13 protein-coding genes are annotated in these 21747 nt (G+C 66.2%); 3 read left to right on the top strand and 10 right to left on the bottom strand.

All coding sequences use genetic code 11. The features are described 5' to 3' along the window. Positions 1 to 46: 46 nt before the first annotated feature. Together ASF09_RS08055 and ASF09_RS08060 are read right to left on the bottom strand one after the other, a co-directional pair. On the bottom strand, positions 47 to 1045 hold the full coding sequence (locus tag ASF09_RS08055) for a 4-hydroxyproline epimerase (RefSeq protein ID WP_060525772.1): 999 nt from the start codon (positions 1043 to 1045) through the stop codon (positions 47 to 49). Then, the gene (locus ASF09_RS08060; RefSeq protein ID WP_060525773.1) at positions 1045 to 1971 is read right to left on the bottom strand and encodes a dihydrodipicolinate synthase family protein; all 927 of its coding nucleotides are present in this window, start codon (positions 1969 to 1971) and stop codon (positions 1045 to 1047) included. Before ASF09_RS08060 ends, ASF09_RS08055 begins: the two co-directional genes overlap by 1 nt. Before the next feature lie 76 nt (positions 1972 to 2047). On the opposite strand from ASF09_RS08060, the gene ASF09_RS08065 reads away from it, so the two are divergent. Further along, the gene (locus ASF09_RS08065; protein ID WP_235529747.1) at positions 2048 to 3283 is read left to right on the top strand and encodes an NAD(P)/FAD-dependent oxidoreductase; all 1236 of its coding nucleotides are present in this window, start codon (positions 2048 to 2050) and stop codon (positions 3281 to 3283) included. After that, positions 3280 to 4455 carry a M24 family metallopeptidase gene (locus ASF09_RS08070; protein WP_060525775.1) on the top strand — a complete coding sequence of 392 codons (1176 nt, stop codon included), beginning with the start codon at positions 3280 to 3282 and terminating at the stop codon, positions 4453 to 4455. Before ASF09_RS08065 ends, ASF09_RS08070 begins: the two co-directional genes overlap by 4 nt. Positions 4456 to 4578: 123 nt before the next feature. Here ASF09_RS08070 and ASF09_RS08075 read toward each other — a convergent pair whose 3' ends face one another. The 4 genes from ASF09_RS08075 to ASF09_RS08090 all read right to left on the bottom strand — a co-directional run bounded on the left by ASF09_RS08075 (position 4579) and on the right by ASF09_RS08090 (position 11428). Then, a complete protein-coding gene (locus ASF09_RS08075; RefSeq protein ID WP_235529749.1) occupies positions 4579 to 6102 on the bottom strand; it encodes a family 43 glycosylhydrolase in 1524 nt (507 codons plus the stop codon). 22 nt (positions 6103 to 6124) lie between these two features. Further along, positions 6125 to 7888, bottom strand: coding sequence for a DUF885 domain-containing protein (locus ASF09_RS08080; RefSeq protein WP_082444242.1), 1764 nt, complete (start codon positions 7886 to 7888; stop codon positions 6125 to 6127). Between the two features lie 2 nt (positions 7889 to 7890). Further along, on the bottom strand, positions 7891 to 8922 hold the full coding sequence (locus tag ASF09_RS08085) for an Ldh family oxidoreductase (protein WP_060525777.1): 1032 nt from the start codon (positions 8920 to 8922) through the stop codon (positions 7891 to 7893). A 145-nt stretch (positions 8923 to 9067) separates the two neighbouring features. Next, positions 9068 to 11428, bottom strand: a complete 2361-nt coding sequence (locus ASF09_RS08090; protein WP_235529751.1) for a glycoside hydrolase family 127 protein — start codon at positions 11426 to 11428, stop codon at positions 9068 to 9070. A 120-nt stretch (positions 11429 to 11548) separates the two neighbouring features. Here ASF09_RS08090 and ASF09_RS08095 point away from each other — a divergent pair, with 120 nt between their 5' ends. Further along, positions 11549 to 14275, top strand: a complete 2727-nt coding sequence (locus tag ASF09_RS08095) for a DUF5695 domain-containing protein (RefSeq protein WP_060525778.1) — start codon at positions 11549 to 11551, stop codon at positions 14273 to 14275. Positions 14276 to 14319: 44 nt separating this feature from the next. Here the strand turns inward: ASF09_RS08095 and ASF09_RS08100 are convergent, their stop codons facing one another. The 4 genes from ASF09_RS08100 to ASF09_RS08115 all read right to left on the bottom strand — a co-directional run bounded on the left by ASF09_RS08100 (position 14320) and on the right by ASF09_RS08115 (position 21518). Continuing rightward, positions 14320 to 14970 carry a hypothetical protein gene (locus ASF09_RS08100; protein WP_156359283.1) on the bottom strand — a complete coding sequence of 217 codons (651 nt, stop codon included), beginning with the start codon at positions 14968 to 14970 and terminating at the stop codon, positions 14320 to 14322. Between the two features lie 31 nt (positions 14971 to 15001). After that, positions 15002 to 15889: an N-acetylmuramidase domain-containing protein gene (locus ASF09_RS19700; RefSeq protein WP_082444178.1), complete on the bottom strand. Its 888-nt coding sequence runs from the start codon at positions 15887 to 15889 to the stop codon at positions 15002 to 15004. A 187-nt stretch (positions 15890 to 16076) separates the two neighbouring features. Beyond that, positions 16077 to 18563, bottom strand: coding sequence for a beta-galactosidase GalA (gene galA, locus ASF09_RS08110; RefSeq protein ID WP_060525780.1), 2487 nt, complete (start codon positions 18561 to 18563; stop codon positions 16077 to 16079). Between the two features lie 15 nt (positions 18564 to 18578). Next, positions 18579 to 21518: a TonB-dependent receptor domain-containing protein gene (locus tag ASF09_RS08115; protein ID WP_082444179.1), complete on the bottom strand. Its 2940-nt coding sequence runs from the start codon at positions 21516 to 21518 to the stop codon at positions 18579 to 18581. Positions 21519 to 21747: the final 229 nt, after the last annotated feature.

Below are 21747 nucleotides of genomic sequence, written 5' to 3' on the forward strand. Positions count from 1 at the left end.
GACGGGATTGCGCCCCCTGCATAGCCCACACTTCATGAAATATAGCTCACGAAACTTGAAACCCGTTCCAAAAACGATCGTCGCGATCGATCCAGATCGTGTTGAACCCGGTCGCGATCGCCGATCCTTCGATCGACGGGATGATCGCCGGCGTATCGCCCAGCATGGTCTCGGCTTCGACGCGCCCGATGAAGCGGCTGCCGATATAGCTCTCATGCACGAACCGGTCGCCGACCGACAATCGTGCCGTGTCAGCGAGATGCGCCAGGCGGGCCGAGGTGCCGGTGCCGCACGGACTGCGGTCGATCGCCTTGTCGCCATAGAATACCGCGTTGCGCCCGTCCGCCCCGTCGGTGCGCGGCACGTCGGCCCACAGCACATGGCTGACGCCGCGGATCGTCGGGTCGAGCGGATGGACCGGCTCGAACTGTGCCCGCACCGCCTCGCGAACGCGACCACTGAGCGCGATGATCTCCGCCGCGCCGAGGTCGTCGAGCCCGGTATAGCGCCCCTGCGGTTCGACGATCGCGTAGTAATTGCCACCGTAGGCGACATCGATGCTGAGCGGGCCGATGCCCTCGATTTCCACCGCGATCCCGCGTGCCGCGACATAGGCCGGCACGTTGGTGATCCGTACCGAGGTCACTTTCGCGCCCTCGGTCTCGTACGCCACGTCGATAACGCCCGCAGGCACCTCGATCCGCAGCCTGCCCGGTACGGCCGGCTGGATCAGCCCATGTTCGAGCCCGAACGTCACCATCCCGATCGTGCCATGTCCGCACATCGGCAGGCACCCGCTCGTCTCGATGAACAGGATGCCGATATCGGTATCGTCGCGCGTCGGCGGGTAGAGGAACCCGCCCGACATCATGTCGTGCCCACGCGGCTCGAAGCAGAGTCCGGTGCGGATCCAGTCGAACCGGTTCATGAAATCCTGCCGCCGCTCCGACATCGACGCGCCCTTGAGCAGCGGCGCACCGCCCGCGACGAGGCGGACCGGATTGCCGGCGGTGTGGCCGTCGATGCAGAAGAAAGTGTGGCGCATCAGCCGGATGCTAGCGCCGGCTCGGCGGCGGTCAATGTCGGGCGGGTCGCCGCGGCCTTCTCGACCATCGCGATCACCTCGGCACGGCGTTCGCCGATCAGCGGATAGCGTGGCGGCAGGACGCGTTCGGAGCCGCGCCCCATGACCTGCTCGGCGAGCTTGATCGACTGGACCAGGTCATGCTCGGCATCGAGATGAAGCAGCGGCATGAACCAGCGATAGATCTCCATCGCCTTGGCATGATCGCCGCGCGCGAACGCGTTGACCAATTCGACCGATTCCCGCGGGAATGCGTTGGTAAGCCCGGAGACCCAGCCCTGCGCGCCAAGATACAGCCCTTCGAGCGCAACGTCGTCGAGCCCGGCGAACAGCACGTAGCGGTCGCCGAACGCGGTCTTCACGTCGGTGAAACGCCGCGTGTCGGGCGCCGATTCCTTGACCGCGACGATGTTCGCGACATCGACCAGCGCGGCGAGCACATCGTTGTCGATCAGCGTGCGATACGCGGGCGGGTTGTTATAGAGCATGATCGGCAGGCCGACCTGCTCGGCCACACCCTTGAAATGCGCCACCAGTTCGTGTGGCTTCGGCACATAGACCATCGGCGGCAGCAGCATCAGGCCGTCCGCGCCGGCCTTTTCGGCGGCTTGCGCATACCGGACGGCACGGCGCGTGTCGTATTCCGAGACGCCGGTGATGACCGGCACGCGGCCATCGACCGCCTCGACGATCGCGGTCAGCACTTCGACCTTTTCATCATAGTCGAACGAGTTATTCTCGCCGACCGTGCCGAGTGCGATCACCCCGGTCACACCGTCACGGATCAGGTCGTCGACGACGCGCTGGGTGTCGGAGAGATCGACGCTCATGTCCTCGCGGATCTGCGTCGTTACGGCCGGAAATACGCCCTTCCATTCGACAGACATTCGGTATCGACCTTCCTGCGTTTCAAGATATATATCGTATACGAATTCGTTAAGTGCCGTGCAACAGGAGATTGGATTGAAAACGATCGGTATCGTGGGGGGCGGCGTGGTCGGACTGTGCTGCGCCGTCGCGCTGCTCGACCGCGGCTATGACGTGAGTGTGTTCGAACGCGATGGCGATTACAACGCCGCATCCTGGAGCAATGCCGGGCACATCGCGGTCGAACAGGTCGAGCCGCTCGCCTCGCCCGCCGCGGTGCGCTCGGTGCTGAAGCGTCTGTTCAGCGTCGGCGGCGCACTGGGACTGCCGATTGCTATGGCGGCGCACTGGCTACCGTTCGCCGCACGGCTGGTGGCGGCGTCGACCCCGGCGAAGTTCGCGGCGGGCACCGCAGCGCTGACCCCACTGCTCGCCGGCGCGATGCCCGCATGGCGCGATCTGGTCGGCACGCTCGGCGCGCGCGACCTGCTCCGCGAGGACGGCCATATCGTCGTCTGGGATACACCCGAAACTGCACGCGCCGGCCGCACCCATTGGTCGCGCGCTGCGATTGGCACGGCACGGATCGCGGACGCCGATCCCGAGGTGCTGCACCGGCTCGGCTTTCTCGCCGATCCGGTCGGCGGCGCGATCCGCTTTACGGGCAGCGGCCAGATCGCCGACCTTCGCGTGCTCGCGAAGACACTGGAGGCCGCGGTCGAGGCACGCGGTGGCCGGATCGTCCGCCAGGCGGCGCGGTTGGCCGACGATTCAGGACGGATCCTCATCATCGGCCACGATGTCGATCAGCTACTCGTGACCGCAGGCGTCCGCTCTCGCGCACTGCTCGAACCGCTCGGCTACCGCGTGCCGATGATCGCCGAGCGCGGCTATCATATCCGCGCGCGTGCCGATGGCTGGCCGGCCGACCTGCCGCCGGTCGTGTTCGAGGATCGCTCGATGATCGTCACGCGCTATGCGGAGTGCGTCCAGGCGGCGAGCTTCGTCGAGCTCGGCGATCCCGACGGTCCGCCCGATCCGCGCAAATGGGACCGGCTGGAGCATCATGTCCGATCGCTCGGCCTGCCGATCGAGGGGCCGTTCACGCGCTGGATGGGGGCCAGGCCGACGCTGCCCGACTATCTCCCCGCGATCGGCCGCTCGACGCGCCACGCAAATCTCGCTTATGCCTTTGGTCATCAGCATCTCGGGCTCACGCTCGCGCCGGTGACCGCGACGCTCGTCGCGGCGATGCTGGCGGGGGAGACCCCGGCGGTGCCGCTCGCGCCGTTCGACCTCGACCGCTTCGGCAAAAAAGGACCTCACGCATGACCATCGGCGGATCATCGATACCCGACGAGCTGGCGTCCATCGCCCCCTGGGCGGACTGTGCGCCACCGATCACGCTGGCCGAGCGCACCACGAGGCTCGACAAGGCGCGCGCGCTGACCGAGGCGGCGGGCGCCGACGCGCTGCTGATCGGCGCCGGGGCGAGCCTGCGCTATTTCGCGGGTGTGCCCTGGGGCGCGACCGAGCGGCTGGTCGCGCTGCTGCTGCCGGTGAAGGGCCAGCCGGTCCTGATCTGCCCGCGCTTCGAACAGGGGTCGCTGGAGGCCGTGGTCGAAATCGACGCCGACCTGCGTCTCTGGGAAGAGGACGAGAGCCCGTATGCGCTGGTTGCCGACGCGGTCGGCGGCCGCCTGCTGCTCGACCCGCAGCTTCCCTACGGGATGGCCAGCGCGCTCGCCGCCACCGGGCTCGATGTTGCCGATGGAGCGTCGGTGATAGACGCGTGCCGGATGATCAAGAGCCCCGCCGAACTCGCATTGCTGAGCCAGGCCAAGGCGATGACGCTCGATGTCCAGCGCCGCGCCGCACGCATCCTCCATCCCGGCATCGCCGCCAGCGCGGTGATCCGCTTCATCGACGACGCGCACCGCGCGATCGGATCCTCCGGCTCGTATTTCTGCGCTGTCCAGTTCGGCCACGCGACCGCGTTCCCGCATGGCCTTCCCGGCGACCAGCTGCTCGAGGAGGATCAGCTCGTGCTGATCGACACCGGCTGCCAGGTCGAGGGCTATCATTCCGATATCACGCGGACCTACGCGTTCGGCCAAGTCGGCGATGAGGCACGCGCGATCTGGGACATCGAGCACGAGGCGCAAGGAGCCGCGTTCGCTGCAGTCGAGCCGGGCGTGCCGTGCGAGGCGATCGACTATGCCGCCCGCGCGGTGCTGGAGAAGGCCGGGCTCGGCCCCGACTACCGCCTGCCCGGCCTGTCGCATCGCACCGGCCACGGCATCGGCCTGTCGATCCACGAGCCCGCCTATCTGGTCCGCGGCGACCGCACGCCGCTAGCGCCGGGGATGTGTTTCTCGAACGAACCGATGATCGTAGTGCCCGACCGCTTCGGCATCCGGCTGGAGGATCATTTCCACGTCACCGAGACCGGCGCCGCCTGGTTCACCGACCCGCAACCCTCGATCGACCGCCCGTTCGGCTGACTCGCCGCCTTCCCGTCATCCTGGGCTCGACCCAGGATCCAGAGCCACCGATGCCATCACTCGAGGCTCTGGATCCCAGCTTTCGCTGGGATGAGGGGTTAGTCGGAAGGCGGTTCCTTCCAATTAGTCGCAGGGCGGCGCAGGCTTGGCAGACGGATTGCGTGTCACGACAGCATGCGCATGGGGCGTCAGCGCCTCCCATTCCTGCACCGCGACGCCGGCATGCCCCCGAGCATCGCTCGACGTCTCGAACACCGCGCGCAGGCACCGCGTCGTCACCGGCGCAAAGCTTGTGGACTGGACCCCGGCCACCCCCGTGCCGAACCCGTGCGCCCGCCGCACCGGTTTCCAGCCGCGATCCCAATATTCCAGCCACCAGCGCTTCGGCGGCGCAATCCCGGTACGCGATCCCGCCGCCCGATCCGCCCAGAAGCGCACGCGCGCGCCGTTCAGCGTCACGGAAGCATCCCAGCGATACGCGATCCACTGCCGCGCCGGCCCCGCCCGGCTCCCCCACATATCCGGCGGCAGCGGGTTCGCCCGCACGATCCCGTCGTTCAGCGCGGCCAGCCAATAGCGCACCGGCACCGGCTCGTTCGACGCTTCGGCCGTCGCCGCACCGGCGATATTGCGCGACGGCGACAGCGCCGGCCGAGCGCGCCGCGTCGCCACCACCGGCAGGATCGCGGCGGGCGTCACGCTGTCGTCGAACAGCATCGGATCGATCGCGACGCTGCGCCGGAAATGCCCGCCGCCGACCGCATCGGCGGTGTGATACGCCAGATACCAGCGCCCTTTGAAGTCCACCGCGCCCGGATGCGAGGTGGTCGACGACACCGGCTTCAGCACGACGCCGCGATACGTCCACGGCCCCATCGGCGACGGCGCGGTCCCGTAAGCGATGCACGCATGATAGATCGCCGGGGTACAGTCCGAACCCGGTCCCGCGGTATTGCCGGCGTACAGCATGTAATAGACGCCGCGCCGCTTCATGATCCACGGCGCTTCGAAGAACCCGGTCAGCCCGGTGATCCGCCGCTCGGGGCCGATCGGCGTCACCATGTCGCGCGCGAGCTCAACGCCGCGCAGTTCGCCGAACGTCCCCCAATAGAGATACACGCGGCCGTCGTCGTCGATCAGCACGGTCGGATCGATGTTCTGGATGTCGTTGCGCACCGGCACGCGCTGCGAGACGATCGGGCCCGACGGATGCGCGTCGCGCCACGGTCCGGTCGGGCTGTCCGCAACCGCGACGCCGATCGCGAACCGGTCCTCGGCATCGCTGTCTTTCTCGACCACCGGCGCGTAGAGATACAGCCGTCCGTTCCGCGCCTGGACGATCTGCCCGGCATAGGCGCGCGCGGGCTCGGCCCAGGCGAACACCGTCTCGGGCCGTGCGATCGCCGGATAATGGACCCAGTCGCCCGACGCGGGATCCTTGGTCGACAGCAGCTGCCATTCCTTCATCACGAAGTCGTCGACGTCCGCCGCCGCCTCGTCGCGTCCGGCCAGAATCCAAAGCGTATCGCCGATCACCACCGGCGCCGGATCGGTCGAATAATACCCGTCGGCGAGGATCGGATTGCCCGGCGCATGGATGTGCGTCCCCCGCGGCATATCCTGCGCCAGCCCGGCGGAGGCGATCAAGCCGACCGCCGCGAGCCAGCGCTTATTCCTCGTCAGGATAGGGCCCCTTGCCGCCCGCCGCTATCAACTGGTCGGTGCGCGCCTCGATCACCGGCACCGGCACCGATCCCATCTCGAGCATCGCGTCGTGGAAGGCGCGGATGTTGAACTTCGCGCCGAGCGTGTCCTGCGCCTTCTTCCGCGCGGTCTGGAACGCGATCTGCCCCATGTAATAGGACAGCGCCTGCCCCGGCCACGCGATGTAGCGGTCGACCTCGGTTTCGATCTCGTGGTTCGACAGCGCGGTATTGTCGTGCAGATACTCCTGCGCCTGCTTCCGGCTCCACCCCTTGGCATGGATGCCGGTATCGACCACCAGCCGCGCTGCGCGCCACGCCTGATAGCTCAACATCCCGAACAGATCGTACGGCGTCTCGTACATCCCCATGTCCTCGCCGAGCGTCTCGCAATACAGCGCCCAGCCCTCGCCATAGACCGACAGATACGTGTCGCGCCGGAACGCCGGCAGCGTCTTGTTCTCGGATGCGAGCGGCATCTGGAACGCGTGCCCCGGCGCACTTTCATGCAGCGTCAGCGCCACTTGCGAATAGAAGGGCCGCGACGGCAGGTCGTAGGTGTTGACCAGATAGATTCCCGGCCCGCCGCGCCCGCCGGTGTAGAACGGCGCGATGTCCGCGGGCACCGGCTTGATTGCGAACCGGCTGCGCGGCAGATGCCCGAACCACGACGACGCCTTGCCGTCGAACGTCTTGGCGATCCACGCCGCGCGATACAGCAGTTCGTTCGGCGTCTTGGGATAGAATTGCGGATCGGTACGCAGGTGGTTGAAGAACGCCTGCAGATCGCCCTGGAACTTCACGCTGCGCATCACGCCATCCATGCGGCCGCGGATCTTGGCGATCTCGGCGAGCCCGAGCGCGTGGATCTGCTCGGGCGTGATGTCCTGCGTGGTGTATTCGCGGACCTTCGACAAATAATAGGCCTTGCCGTCGGGCAGGCCGTACGCTGCCAGCCCCTCGCGAGCGTGCGGAATATACTCGGTGCGCAGGAACTTCAGCAATGTCGCATAGGCCGGCACGACCGCCTGCGAGATCGCCGCGGTCCCCTCGGCCCTGAGCGCGGCCTGATCGGCGGCGGGGATCGTCGACGGGAAGGTCTTGAACGGTTCGTAGAACGGCGACTCCTGCGGCGTCTTCGCGTCCGCAACCTGCGCGACGCCGTTGTCGCGGCCCGTCAGAGTCACCCGCGCCGGCGTGAACCCGCGTGCGAGCCCGGCGCGCATGTTGTCAGTCTGCTGGTCGAAATAGCGCGGGATCTGGCGCATCACCGCGATATAGTCGCGATAGTCCTTCATCGACTTGAAAGTGCCGCGGGCGCCCTCGGCGACATCGCCCCAGAAGCTCGTATCCGCGGTCAGCGGCTTCTCGTAATCGCGAAAGCGTTGCTCGGCGAGCAGCGCGTCGATCTGCTGCGCATAGACCGCATAATTGACGCGATTGGCAGGCGAGAGTGTCGCCGGTGCGATCGCCGCCAGTTGTCGCGACACGTCGGTCCACCGCGCGAGGCGCTCCGCCTGCGCCTTGGGGCCGACATCGGGCAGGCGCGCCGCAGCGGTCGGGTTATCCTCGCCCTGCGCGAACTGGAGTTGCCGCCACGCATATTCCGCCGTGTAGAGCGCCTTGAACCGCGCATCCGCCGACGTTGCCGCCGCGGCCTTAGGAGCCTTTGGAGGCACCGCCCCCGCCGCAGTCGAGCCCAGCGCGAGCAGCAGGATCATCGCCTTCATCGTCATTCTCCTGGGACCAGCGCCATGATGTCGCGGTACAGTGCGGCGGGTATCGTCACGCCCTCGGTCAAGCTCCGCGCCCGCGCCGCATATCGCCGTTGCGACGGCAGCCGAGCGCCCTGCCCCTCGATCGCCGCGAACATCGCCTCCGCGCGGGCGAGGTGCTCGGCGACTGCATCGCCCAGGAACCCGACCGGATCGATCGCGATGATCAGTTCCCCGCCGATCGGCGACCCACCGCGCGCCGCGTCGGCCTCAAGCGACTCCCGGCTCGTCATGTCGCCGATCAGCGGCCCGGCGAGCAGCTCGACCATCGCCGCCAGCGCCGACCCCTTGTGCCCGCCAAACGTCCGCATCGCGCCGTTCAGCACCGCTGCGGCTTCGGTCGTCGGCTGCCCGTCCGCATCATAACCCCAATCGTCGGGCACCGCCTTCCCGGCGCGCCGATGCAGTTCGATCTCACCGCGCGCGACCGCGCTCGTCGCGAAGTCGAACACGAACGGTTCGCGGCCGGGCCGCGGCCAGCCGAACGCGATCGGGTTGGTCCCGAACACGGGCTGCGTGCCCCCCGCCGGCGCGACCCAGGCATGGCTCGGCGTCACCGCGAGCGCGACCAGCCCGTCCTCCGCCAGCGCCTCGACCTCAGGCCACAACGCCGCGAAATGCACCACGTTGTTCAGCGCCATCGCGGCGATCCCATACGCGCGCGCCCTCTCCGCCAGCACTGGCCGACCCCGCTCGAACGCGAGTTGCGCGAACCCGCCGCCGCCATCGACCCGCACGAGCGCGCGCGCCGGCTCGCTCACCACCGGCTCGGCATCGACCGCAACGACACCCTTGGCGATGCTGTTCGCCGCGACCAGCAGCCGGTAGATGCCGTGGCTCGCACAGCCGTCACGCTCGCCCGCCACCATCGTCTCCGCCACCGCCTCGGCATGCGCCCGCGACAGGCCAGCCTCGAGCAACACGCGCCGGGCAAGCGTGCGGACCTCGTCGAGCGTAAAGCGAACGCCGTCTGCCTGCGCGTCGGTCATGCAAAGGCTCCGCGGTCGAATCCGCATTCAGCGCGCAAGACCTGTTTCCCCGCGAAGGCGGGGATCCAGACTGGACTCCCGCCTTCGCGGGAGAACAAGGAAGGGAGCGCTGCCGCCGGATTGCGGACCAACCCTGGCACCCCGCTCACGCGACCCCACCCGGCTTGGCAGCCACCATCCGCACCCCGAACACCGGCCCCGCCGACGACCGGTCATGCGGGACGAACCGCACCTTCACGCTAGCCTTGCCCTTGGTCAGCCCGATCGGCAGCGGATACTCGACATCGAAGAACTTGCCCGGCTGGTCCGCCTCGAGATGCTGCGTGGCGACCTTCACGTTGTCCACGAGGATGTCGAAATCGCGCGCGCGCTCGTCGCCCCAATAGGTCGCCTGCAAGACCAGCGGCCCCGGCCGCGTCTTCATCGCGAACTCGAAATAGCCGCCCGACCGTGCATCGCGCCCATTCCGCCCGCGATAGCTGACCGGATACGAGATCTCCGACGTGAGCGCATGATCGCGCTCGGGCTGCATCTCGCCGAGGTGCATCACGTCGACCGAGCGCGCGGCGAGATCCTTCAACCGCGCCTGCTCGGTCAGGAACGCCGCCTCCTCGATCTTCCACGCCGCCTCGCTAAAGCGCTTGAAATACACCGCGCTGCGCCGGTCGTACTGGCTGTAGAACGGCACGAAGGTGAGGTCGGCGGGCCGGATGATCCCCTTCGTCGCATAGCGCGCCCCGGCGCCGACCGTCGGCGTGAATGCGGCAAGCAGATCCGCGCCGACCATCGCCGGATCCGCCCGCTCCCATTTCGCCTCGGTCGGCCCGAGATCGGCGGCCATCACCATCGGCCCGCGCAGCACCGCGACCGTATCGACGTCGCCTGGTGCACTTTCCAGCCTCAGGTCGAGCGGCACGCTGATCGCAACGACATCCCCCGCCTTCCACCGCCGCTCGACGATCGCATAGCCCTTCGCTAGCACCGGCTCGACCGCTGCGCCATTGACCGTCACCGTCGCGCGCCCGTTCGCCCAGCCCGGCACGCGCAACGCGATCGGAAACCGCCCCGGCCTGGCCAGCTTCGTCAGCGTCAGCCGCGATTCCGGCTCGAACGGATAGCGCGTATCGAGTGTCAGTACTGCTCCCCGAGCCTGCCAGCGCGCCTCCGCCGGGATGTAGAGATTGACCAGCAGCGTGCCGTCGCCTTCCCAGAAGATTGCCTCGCCGTGCTTGGCATGACTCTCCATTCCCGTGCCGACGCAGCACCAGAACGCGTCGTCCTTCGGCGTCGAATACTCGCGCGCGGTGCCCGTCATCAGTGGCGTCATATAGGTGAAGCCCGCAGTCTTCGGGTTCTGCGCGGCCATGATGTGGTTCAGGTGCGCGCGCTCGTAATAATCGAACATCGCGCCGTCCGGTGCCCAGCCATAGAGCTGCTGCGTCAGCTTCAGCATGTTGTAGCTGTTGCAATGCTCGCACGTCTGCTCGGTGATGTGGTTCGCGATGGTGTCGGGCCCGGAGAAATACTCGCGGTCGGCATTGCCGCCGATCACGTAGCTGTGATGCTGCGTGACGGTGTTCCAGAAGAACCGCGCGGCGTTCGCGGGCGCGGGCTTGCCGTTCAGCTCGTGGATCCGCGCAAGCCCGACCAGTTTCGGTACCTGCGTATTGGCGTGGAAGTTCGCGAGCTTGTCCTCACCCGTGACCATCGGATCGAGCATCTTCCGGTCGTACAACCGCTCCGCGACGTCGAGCCATTGCTTGTTCCCGGTCCGCGCGGACAGCTCGGCATAGCTCTCATTCAGCCCACCGTATTCGCACCCAAGCAAAATCTGCATCTGCGCATCGTCGAGCGCCGCGAACACCTTCGCGAAATACTCCGCCAACCCGGTCGCGACGCTCAGCGCCTGCGTATTACCCCACGCGCCGTGCACATCGAGCAGCCCCGCGAACACCTTGTGCACCGTATATAGCGGCGACCACGACCCGTTGAGATCGAACCCGCCCGACTTGATCTCGCCGCGCATCACCTCGGGGAAGATCTCCTCGCCATCGACGATCGTGCCGTCCTTCCGCTTGCGCCCCAGCGCGCCGACATAGCCGGTGCCGCGCTTCGCCTGCGCCCGCGCCAGTTCTGCAACGATGTAATCCGCGCGCGCGCGACACTCGGTATCACCGGTCTGTGCGTGCATCAGCACCAGCGCGGTCAGATAATGACCGAGCGTATGCCCGGCGATCGTGTCGCTTTCCCACCCGCCATAGAGCTGCGCCTTCGCAGGCAGCCCGGCATAGACCATGAAGTTATGCAGCAACCGATCCGCGCTCAGCCGCAGCAGATACGCGCGATTGACCTCGACCGCGGTCGCGTAGGCGGACGGGAGCAAGCGCACCGCGGACAACGGCAAAGGCTTGGCCTTGGTCGGGAGCAGCGTCGTCCCCCTGCCAGTCGCCCCCTTGCCAAACGCCTGTTCGCCCACCGACAACAGCGCCACCGCCGTCGTCCCCATCAATACATCCCGGCGGTTTGCGAACATCTTTATCTCCATTCGGATATCGTATACTATACGTCCGACAAGGCAGCGCAAGTGACACTTTATCCTCACCTTTGACTTCGAGCGAGTAACGCCATGACAGCCTTCCGCCTCCTGACGCTGCTGCTGGCAACGACCGCGACGCTGCCCGGCGGTGCGCAACCCAAGCCTGCCAAGCCAAGCTACCGCCCGATCGCGCAGACCCCGCTTCGCACCCCCGCCTTCCGCGTCGCGCTGCGCACCGACACGCAGACGCTCGCCCGGCTGCCCCCCGCCGCCGAGCCCGGCTTCGACTTCGTCCCCGGCGCCCGCGAAGCCGAGCGTGCCGCCGACGGCTATGTCCATATCGGCGACATCCACCTCCGCGTCCGCCAGCCCGGCGGCGCCTGGACCGACTTCGCCTCCGCACAGCACCGCAAGGCGATCCGCCGCCTGCCCGCGACCGGCGCGACGCTCGCCGCCGCTGACATCACCGCCTCGCTCGGGACCGCCAGCCCGTTGCGCGTCGAGCGCCGCTGGATCGACGACCACGGCGTCCTCGCGCTTCACTTCACGCTGACCAACACCACGAACGCCCCCGTCGAGATCGGTGCGCTCGGGCTGCCGATGGTGTTCGACAACATCATCACCGACCGCAGCCTCGAACAGGCGCACGCGCAGGCGAGCTTCGTCGACCCCTATATCGGCCGTGACGCCGGCTACCTCCAGGTCACCCGCCTCAACGGCGCCGGCCCCGCGCTGCTCGTCCTCCCCGAAAAGGGCACGCCGCTCGAAGCCTATCGCCCGATCCTCGAAGCCGCCAAGGCGCCCAAGGGCGACATCTTCACCGATCGCAGCAAGCGCGGCCAGACCTCCGAAGGGTTCTACGACTGGACCGTCGCCAGCAAGGCCTTTGCCGAGAAGGAATGGGCCAAGGCCGGCGAACAGTGGAACGTCCCGACCAGCTTCACGCTCGCCCCCGGCGCAGCGCGCACGATCGGCGTCCGCTTCGTCACCGCGCCGTCGATCGCGGCCATCGAGGACACGCTCGTCGCCAACCACCGCCCCGTAGCGGTCGGCATCCCCGGTTATGTCGTCCCGACCGACCAGGACGCCTCACTGTTCCTCAAGACACCGCAACCGATCGCCAAGGTCGAGAGCTTCCCCGCTGGCGCGCTCACCGCAACGCCGGCCGCCGGCGCGAAAGGTTGGGCCCGCTACACCGTCCGCAGCAAAGGCTGGGGCCGCGCGAGCCTCGCGATCACCTATGCCGACGGCAGCGTCCAGACGGTCAGCTACTACATCACCAAGCCGCTCGACCAGACGATGGCCGACCTCGGCCGGTTCTCGACGACGAAGCAGTGGTACGAGGACAAGGCCGACCCGTTCGGCCGCAATCCCGCGATCCTCACCTACGACCGCGAGGCCGGCAAAGTGGTCACGCAGGACCCGCGCGTCTGGATCTCGGGCATGAGCGACGAAGGCGGCGCCGGCAGCTGGGTCGCGGCGATTGCGAAGCAGCTCGACAACCCCGACCCCGCCGAGATCGCCAAGCTGCAACGCCTCGTCGACGAGACCATTCAAGGCGACCTGCAAATCCCCGACGGCCCGCACGCCGGCGCGGTGCGGAAGAGCCTGTTCTACTACGATCCCGCCGCGCACCCCGGCTATTACGACCCGACCGTCGACTGGAAGACCTGGACCTCCTGGTCGAAGAAGGACGCTGGCGATCTCGGTCGCGCGTACAATTACCCCCACGTCGCGATCGGCCACTGGGTGCTGTACCGCGTCGCGCGCAATCACCCCGGACTCGTCACCGCGCATCCGTGGCGCTGGTATCTCGACCACGCGTACCAGACGACCACCGCGATGATGCGCGACGCGCCCTATTACACGCAGTTCGGGCTGATGGAGGGCGACGTGTTCGTCGACATCCTCAAGGACCTGAAGCGCGAAGGCCTGACCGCGGAGGCGACCGAGATGGAGCGCCTGATGAAGCAGCGCGCCGATCATTGGCGGACACTGCGCTATCCGTTCGGCAGCGAGATGGCGTGGGATTCGACCGGCCAGCCCGAAGTCTACGCGTGGATGCGCTATTTCGGTTACCAACCGCAGGCCGACGTCACGCGGAAAGTGATCCTCGCCTACGACCCGACGATCCCGAGCTGGGGCTATAACGGCAATGCGCGGCGCTATTGGGACTTCCTGTACGGCGGCAAATACCCGCGGATCGAGCGCCAGCTCCACCATTACGGCTCGACGCTCAACGCAGTCCCGCTGTTCGACGCCTACCGTGCCGACCCGACCGACCTGCGCCTTCTTCGCATCGCGTACGGCGGCATGATGGGCGGGATCACCAACATCGACCGCGACGGCTTTTCCTCCGCCGCGTTTCACTCCGCGCCCGACATGATGAAATGGGACCCGTATAGCGGCGACTACGGCATGGGCTTCTACGGCCACGCGATCACCGCCGCGAGCTATCTGGTGAACGACCCGATTTTCGGCTGGCTGGGCTTCGGCGGCAATGTCGAGCAGGCGGCTAGGGCAGTGAGCATCACCCCGAAGGACGGCGCCCGCACGCGGCTCTTCGTCGCCCCCGCCGGATTATGGATCACCCTGGAGGCCGGGAAGATCGTGGCCGCCCGGTATACGCCATCGACGGGGGCCATCACGCTAACGCTCGATGCGGCGACCAAGATCAATCCAGCCGCGCGCGTGTTCGTCGAGACGACGACCAAGACCGGCCGACCTTACGCTGTAGCCGCAGCGCAACTCGAACGCGGCGGCTACACCGTACGACTAGGATCGACGCCGACCGAACTCAGCCTGTCGCCGCGATAGTCGGCACGCTACCTCGGCCAAAGCCGAGGTAGCGATCCTCCGGATCACTTCAAAAGTTCGCGAACCGCCTTCACCGAGGTCGCACCGGCGGTCGATGCCCGCGTGGATGCGGCCTCGTCGATCGTGACGCGTCCGGCGCGATCCCATTGCAGCACCACCGGCTCCAGGACTTCGGCGTTGGGTGACGCCGCCTTGTAGATCACGGCGATCCGTACCGGGTCGCTCGCACCGAGTATCCCGACCGCATCGGTCGACAGGCAGGTTTCCGCCTCCCACGCACCGCTGCCGATCGTCGGGAGGACCGTCGCGCGACCATTCTGCACGATCGCGGCGAAACAGCCCGCGTTCACCGCGTCGGGCGCTTTGCCCTCGCCCGCCACGAAGGTGGCGATCTGCTGTCCTCCGCTCGTGATTTTGAACGACTGGGCCGATGTGACGGCAACATCGCTCAGCGTGCCCGCCGCCTGCCGAACCGCGGCGATCGCACCCGCGTCGGCAGGCGCCAGCAGCTTGAGGGAACCTTGCGCCACCGCGGGCGCGGCATCGGCAAGATCCGCATTGCCGGTGACGGTGGCAAGATCCGCATTGCCGGTGATGGTGTCGGACGATGCCACAGCTTCGGTCGCGTTGCCATGCGCGCCACCCGTACCCGCGCTGCACGCGGCCACGGCGATCGCGACCAATGGAATCAACATTTTGTGCCGTTCGATCATGTCACTGCAATCCTCAGTTCGCAAATCGTTGGTAGTTGCTTCGCATGTGCTGGTCGTATTGATTCTTGGCATAGCCGGGGCCGTTGTAGATCCGCGCGAAGGTCGCCCAATTGCGCGTGCGAAGCGCGGTCAGCAAGCGACCATCGCCGCGGACGAACGCAACGAATGCCTTGAGCTGCGCGGCGACGGAATGCTTCATGGCGGCGACGAAGCTCTCGACCGTCGAGTGTCCGGCCTGGACATGGTTTTCGCCCAGAATCTGGAAGGCGCCCCAGGACGCGGATTTCAGCGCGGCCGGGCGATCCAGCATGATCGCGCGGTCCAGCTTTGGATATTGTTCGGAAAAGCGGCCATATCCACCCTGTACCGAGTTGCAGATGTCGGGGTTGGATTGCGCAAAACGCCCATTCGTATGCTTGTAGAATTTGTGCCGCTCGAACAGGATCGTCGGACGGCCCGATGTGTCGAACGCGCCGCGGATATCGACTTCGGTCTTCACCACCGCCTTAATCGCGGCGACCTCGCACCCGAGCTGCGACGCGGCCTCGACATAAAGGTCTTCCGACAAGCCCCCTGGACCGGCGCGCCCGGGGCTTCCCCCGCCGCCGGATGGCGCTGGCGCTGGTGTCGCCCTGGGCGCTGGAGCCGGTCCGGCAGCACGCCGGCTGAGCATGGTAATGGTCCGGCCACCCGGATCGACCACGCCATCGGGTCGCGAGAGGTGGACCACGGTCTGCTGATACCGCTTGATCGCCGCCGATGTGAGCGGCCCCATATTCCCGTCGACATCGAGCTTGCTCTGGCCGGGCAGCATACCCCCCGCGCGATTGAGCAACTGTTGGACCGTGCGAACATCAGCAGTGCGATTGGGTCGCCGTTCGCCAACAGCGAATGCGATCATGGTATTACTCCTCGGAGGAAGATCTGATTGCCCCAGTTAACGAGAGGCGGCGCTCTGATCTAGATGTCCCGTTCCAAGAAATTGCTTTAACCAAGCTGGCGCTGCCGAAGACTTCGTGCCGGCAATGGCACTATACGACACGCCTGACCGCATCAGTCCGCCGACTGAATCCTTGAATTTCAGGATGTTAAAGCCTGGGCAGCAGCGATTCCTTGGCTCCACCCCGCCCGATCAACCCCAGCATTGCCGGCGACAGATTCGAACCGCGTACCTCCAGCCGGATCGGCCCGCCCGTCGCGCCCGCCTGAACCAGCGCCATGCACAGGCCGTTGAACGCCGAGCGCGACGTCGCATGATCCGGCTCCAGACTCCGCGGATCGCCATTGCCGACCCCCAGCAACCTGGCATCCCCCGACAGCGCGAAGGTAACGCGATCCGACGCGGTCGGCATCTCGCGCCGCTTCGCATCGAGGATCGCCACGCGCACAACCGCGACTTCGCCCGGCGCCAATCGCCGCCGATCGCTCGACAGCCCGATCCGCGCCGCAGCGCCGGTCGTCTCGCGTACCGCGTGCATCACGCGCTTGCCACCGCGATACCCGTACGCCTCGATCCTCCCCGGCGCATAGGCCACCTGCCATTCGAGATGCGTGTTCTTCACCACCGCCTGCCGCCCGAGGCTGCGCCCGTTCAGAACCAGCTCGACCACCTCGCAGTTGCTGTGCACCCATACCGACACGGGCTGGCCCTCGCGCCCCGCCCAGTTCCAGTGCGGGAACAGGTGCAGCACCGGCTCCCCACTCCACCACGCGCGGTAGTAATGGAAATTGTCCTTAGGGAAGCCGCACAGGTCCATCTGGCCGAAGTTCGAGACGTTCTCTGGCCAGCGCTCGAACGGCGTCGGCTCGCCGCGATAGTCGAACCCGGTCCACACGAACCCGCCGCTCAGGAACGACCGCGCGTCGTAGAAACTCCACCATTTTTCCGCAGTCGTCGCCCATTTGGGAAATTCGCGGTCGTACGCGGGCACGAACCCAGCCTTGTCGTCGCGCGCATATTCGCCGCGGGTCATCACCGTGCTGCCGGTCTCGGTGCCGATCATCGGCATGTCGGGGTGCGCCGCGTGATACGGATTGATCGCGTCGAGGTAATAATTGCACCCCATCACGTCGAGCACGCGCGACGCCCCCTCCCCGAACTTGCCGTTGAACGCCTCCGTCACCGGCCGCGTCCCGTCGAGGTCATAGACCTTGCGCTTCATCGTCTCGGCGATCCGCGCGCCGGTCTCGGTGCCGCGGTGGATCTCCTCGTTGCCAATGCTCCACAGGATGATGCTCGGATGATTGCGCCCCTGCCGCACGATCCGTTCGAGCTGGCTCAGCCCTTCGGCGTTGCTCGACATCTGCCGCGTCTCGTCGATCATCAGGATGCCCATCCGATCGCACGCGTCGAGGATCGCGGGCGACGGCGAATGATGCGTCGAACGATACGCGTTGCTGCCCATCGCTTTCAGTTGCTCGAGCCGCCAGACATGCAGGCTGTCGGGCACCGCGAAACCGACCCCGGCGTGATCCTGATGATTGCAGGTGCCCTTGATCTTGACCGGCTTGCCATTGAGGAAGAACCCGAGCGTTGCGTCGAAGCGGATCGTGCGGATGCCGAATGTGCAGGTGTCGCGATCGACCACCGCGCCGTCGACGAGGATCTCGGTGACCAGCGTATAAAGGTGCGGCGTCTCCAGCGACCATAGCGCGGGCGCAGCGACGCGCGTGTCCTGCGCCGCAATCGCTTTCCCCCAGGCCGGCAAGTCCAGCGGGTCCGCAAACAGCACCGCGACCGTCTTCCCGTCCGGCCCGACCAGCGTGGACCGCACGCGCGCACTGGCAGCGGGACCGTCATTGTCGATCTCGGTCGAAACCCGCACGATCGCGCCATCCGAACCGACAGAGCACCGCACGGTGGCCCCCCATCGCCGGACATGAACCGGCGCGGTATTCACCAGCCGCACGTCGCGGTAGAGCCCCGCGCCCTCATACGACCACGCTTCGCCGAGACTGACGTCGCAGCGGATGACGAGCACATTGTCCTCGCCAGATTTGGCGAAGTCGGTGACGTCGATCTCGAACGGCGCATAGCCGCTCTCGTTCGATCCCACGACGAAACCGTTGAGGATCACGATGCAGTCGCGCGCCACCCCGTCGAACTGGAGCAGCAACCGCCGCCCCGCGTCCGCCTTGTCCAACGCAATCACGCGGCGATACCAGCCGACGCTAGTCGCCGGCCACATCCGCCCGACCGGCTTGAAGCCCTGGAACGATCCGGTGCGATCGGCCTCGCTCCCCGCCGGTCCGAACCGTTCGAACGGCAGGTCGACCGCCCAGTCGTGTGGCAGCGTCACCGCTTCCCACGCGCTGTCGTCAAACTTGGGTTCGGCGACCGGCGTGCCGACATCGCCCGACTTGCCGTACGTGTCGTGCGAGCGCCCGAAGCCGAAATCCTTCGCCGGATCGCTCGCATGGCCGAGATGGAACCGCCACCCGGTCCCCAGTGACACGATCTCACGCGGGCTGGCCGAGACCGTCCCGGCCGCACCGATCGGCACGGCGGGAACGATGGCGGCAAGCGCGGTCACGCCGGCCGTCTTCAAAACGTCGCGGCGGACCAGGTTCGTCATGCCATCATCCCAGCGTCAGAAGTTCACCGTCGCGCCGACGAACAGCGTGCGGCCGAGGACGTCATACACACCCGGATACGTGTTGCCGTTACCGAACGACGCCAGCGCGCCCGCGGCGATCGCTGGTGGGTTCTTGTCGAGCATGTTGTTGATCCCGGCGCGCAGCGACAATCCCTTGTCGATCGTGATCGTCCCAGCCAGATCGAAATAGTCGTACGCGGGGATCTTGGCGTTGATCACGCTCGGCGAGCCGTTGAGGAACGTGTTGCTCGACAGGCTCGACAGCCCGACAGAGTCGAGATGACGCCATGCGATCGACGCCGTGATGCCCTGCGGTGCAAGCCAGGTCGCCCGCGCGACGTGGCGCCATACGGGGCTCGGCTGGCCGCAGCTATAGCCGTAGAGGCCCTTGCAGTCGTACGATCCGAGCCCTGGCAGCGGTTCGGCCACCGAACTGGCCAGCCATGTGCCGACCATGTTGAGATTGAGCCGCCCAAGGCCGCCGATCCTGACCGTGTAATCGGCGGTGACATCGATACCCGACGTCTTCAGGAAGCCGGTATTGTAAGTGGTCGAGACGATGTACCCGCCAGCGACGGTCGATCCGTACAGCTGACCGGTCGATGGATCGCGGTGGAACAGGCCGCAATAATACGCATCGCCGCCTGTGCACTGGCTGATCACCAGATCGGCCGGCACCGAACTGATATAGTCGTTCACCTTGATGTGGAAATAATCCACCGTCAGCGTCAGATTGCGTACCATCCGCGGGGTGAGGACCATACCGACTGTGTAGGTGTCGCCCTTTTCGGGCTTGAGGTTGCGATTGCCGCCGCCGAGCGCACTGCACGTCTCTGCCGGGCAGTCGAAGATCGACCCGGCACTATATTGCGCCGAGGTGACGCCGGTCAGCTGACAGATCGACAGCGAAGCGCGGTTCGCGCCCTTGCCCGCGCACGGATCCTGCGCGGACACGTTGCCGACCTGTTGCGCCGCAAACAATTCGGAAATGTTCGGCGCTCGGATCGCGCGGTTGTAGCTGCCACGCAGGCGCACGTCGCTGACCGGCTCCCAGCTGAGCTCGCCCTTATAAGTGAAGGCATTGAACTTCGACCGATAGCCAGTCGAGTCCTGGCGATTGGTATAGTCCGAATAACGCGCACCGCCGTTCAGCGTCAGCGACTTGAAGAACGGCTTATCCTGCAGGATCGGGATTTCGATCTCGCCATACCCCTCGTTCACGCTGATATTGCCATCGGCGTCGTTGATGCCACCCTGCTTGGCGACCGCATCAGCGGTAAAAAGCAGCGTCTCGCGGCGATGCTCGACGCCGATCGCGATGCCGATCCCGTCATTGGCGAACGGGCTCTTGATGCCGAGCTTGCCGAGATCGCCGTTCAGCGTGCCAGAGAACACCGTCTGCGTATTGCGCCCGAAGGTATTGCTTTCCGAAAACAGATATTGTGCCGCCGCCGAGGTCAATCCACCAGCCTGGAAGACGTTGGCGGGAATACAGGCGGGATCGCTGCCGTTGACCACCGAACGGCAGGTCGGCACGCCATTGACGTTGACGACGTCAAGCGCCTTCTGTGCCTTTACGTTGTCGACGTTGTTCATGTACGTTTCGTCTAAGCGGACGAGCGAGTGCAGATAGCCGACGTCGTACGAGAACCCGCTGCCCAGGTCGCCGCGGACGCCGGCGGTGTAGCGATAGTCGCTATGGCGCAGGAAATCGCGCCGCGATTCGATCCCGTTGCCGGCCAGGCGATACCCGATCTCAACGGGCTTGGTGGTCGCAGTGCCCGTCGCGTCGGCATCGTTCGTATTGGCGGTCGGGCCGCACAACGTCGCAGCCTGACCCGCGCTCAGCAATGGGTTGTCGCAGGGGACGTTGAACACGGTGCCCAGGAACAACGCCGACGGCGCAACCTGCGAAAAGGTCCGATCGCGCATGTACATGACGCTACCATAGACTTCGGCGATCGGTGCGATCTTGAAGTGCGCGAACCCGCCGCCGGTGATACGCTCGTCGGACCGCTGGAAATAATTGGTCGGCGAATAATTATACGCGAACGTCTTGGCATCGTATGGCACCCACGTCCTGCTGCCGTCGACCGCGTTGCTGACCCGGTTTCCAGCCATCGGCCCGGTGCGCAGGTTGAACGTGCCGAACGGCGTATTGCTCGATCCGCCGCATTCCAGCGCGGTGCCGGCGTCGTCGGCATTCTGCAGCGCGCACGCCGACACGTCGCGGTTCGACTGGAGCACGGGGTCGGTGTGGCGATAGCCGACATAGGCGGTGATGTTGCCACGATCGTCGGCGAAGCTCTTGCCGACCGCGAGGTTCGCATCGATCTTGCCGCCATCGGTAACGTGGCGCGGCGCATTGGCGAAGCCGCGCTGGCTAATGATGTTACGGACATAGGCATTGTCGTTGGTGTGATCGGCGACCCCGGCCTGCACGTCAGCGCGAATACCGTCCAGATTGTCGCGCAGCACGAAGTTGACGACGCCGGACAGCGCGTCCGAGCCATAAACCGCAGACGCGCCGCCAGTGACGACATCGATCCGCTCGATCAGCGTCGACGGCACGAAGTTGAGATCGGTGGCCTGCTGGGGCAGCAGCCGCTGGCCGTTAATCAGCGTCAGCACGCGGTTCGATCCGAGGTTGCGGAGGTTGATGTTGGCGGTGCCGTCCGATCCGTTCGAGACGTTCTCGTTCGCGTCGGCGGTGAATTGCGGCAGGCGGTTCAGCACGCTCTCGACGTTGACCGCGCCTTGGTACTTGATTTCCTGGTCGGTGACGGAGGTGATCGGGCTGTTGCTCGCCAGATCGGGGCGGCGGATGCGCGTTCCCGTGACGGTGATCGCTTCGTCGGCGCTCGCATCGGGGCTGGACTGTGGCGCAGGCGAAACCTGCGCATACGCTCCTGACGACAGGAGCATCGCAACCATCGCCCCGATGCTAGACCGATTTCGCAATTTCCCGACCAAAAATGTCATGAGTACCCGCGCCCCTGTTTGGATGTTGCGCGCAATCCATCATGTCTACTCGATTAAGTCAAATATAATATACGATATCCATTTTATGATAAGTGAACCCGATACTACGAACGCGACGGAAACCCGTCACGCCTGGCAGCATGCTGAAACATGACCGTAACGATCGAGCGCGTGAGTGGAT

The sequence above is a fragment of the Sphingomonas sp. Leaf242 genome (assembly GCF_001422045.1).
Taxonomy (GTDB): Bacteria; Pseudomonadota; Alphaproteobacteria; order Sphingomonadales; family Sphingomonadaceae; genus Sphingomonas.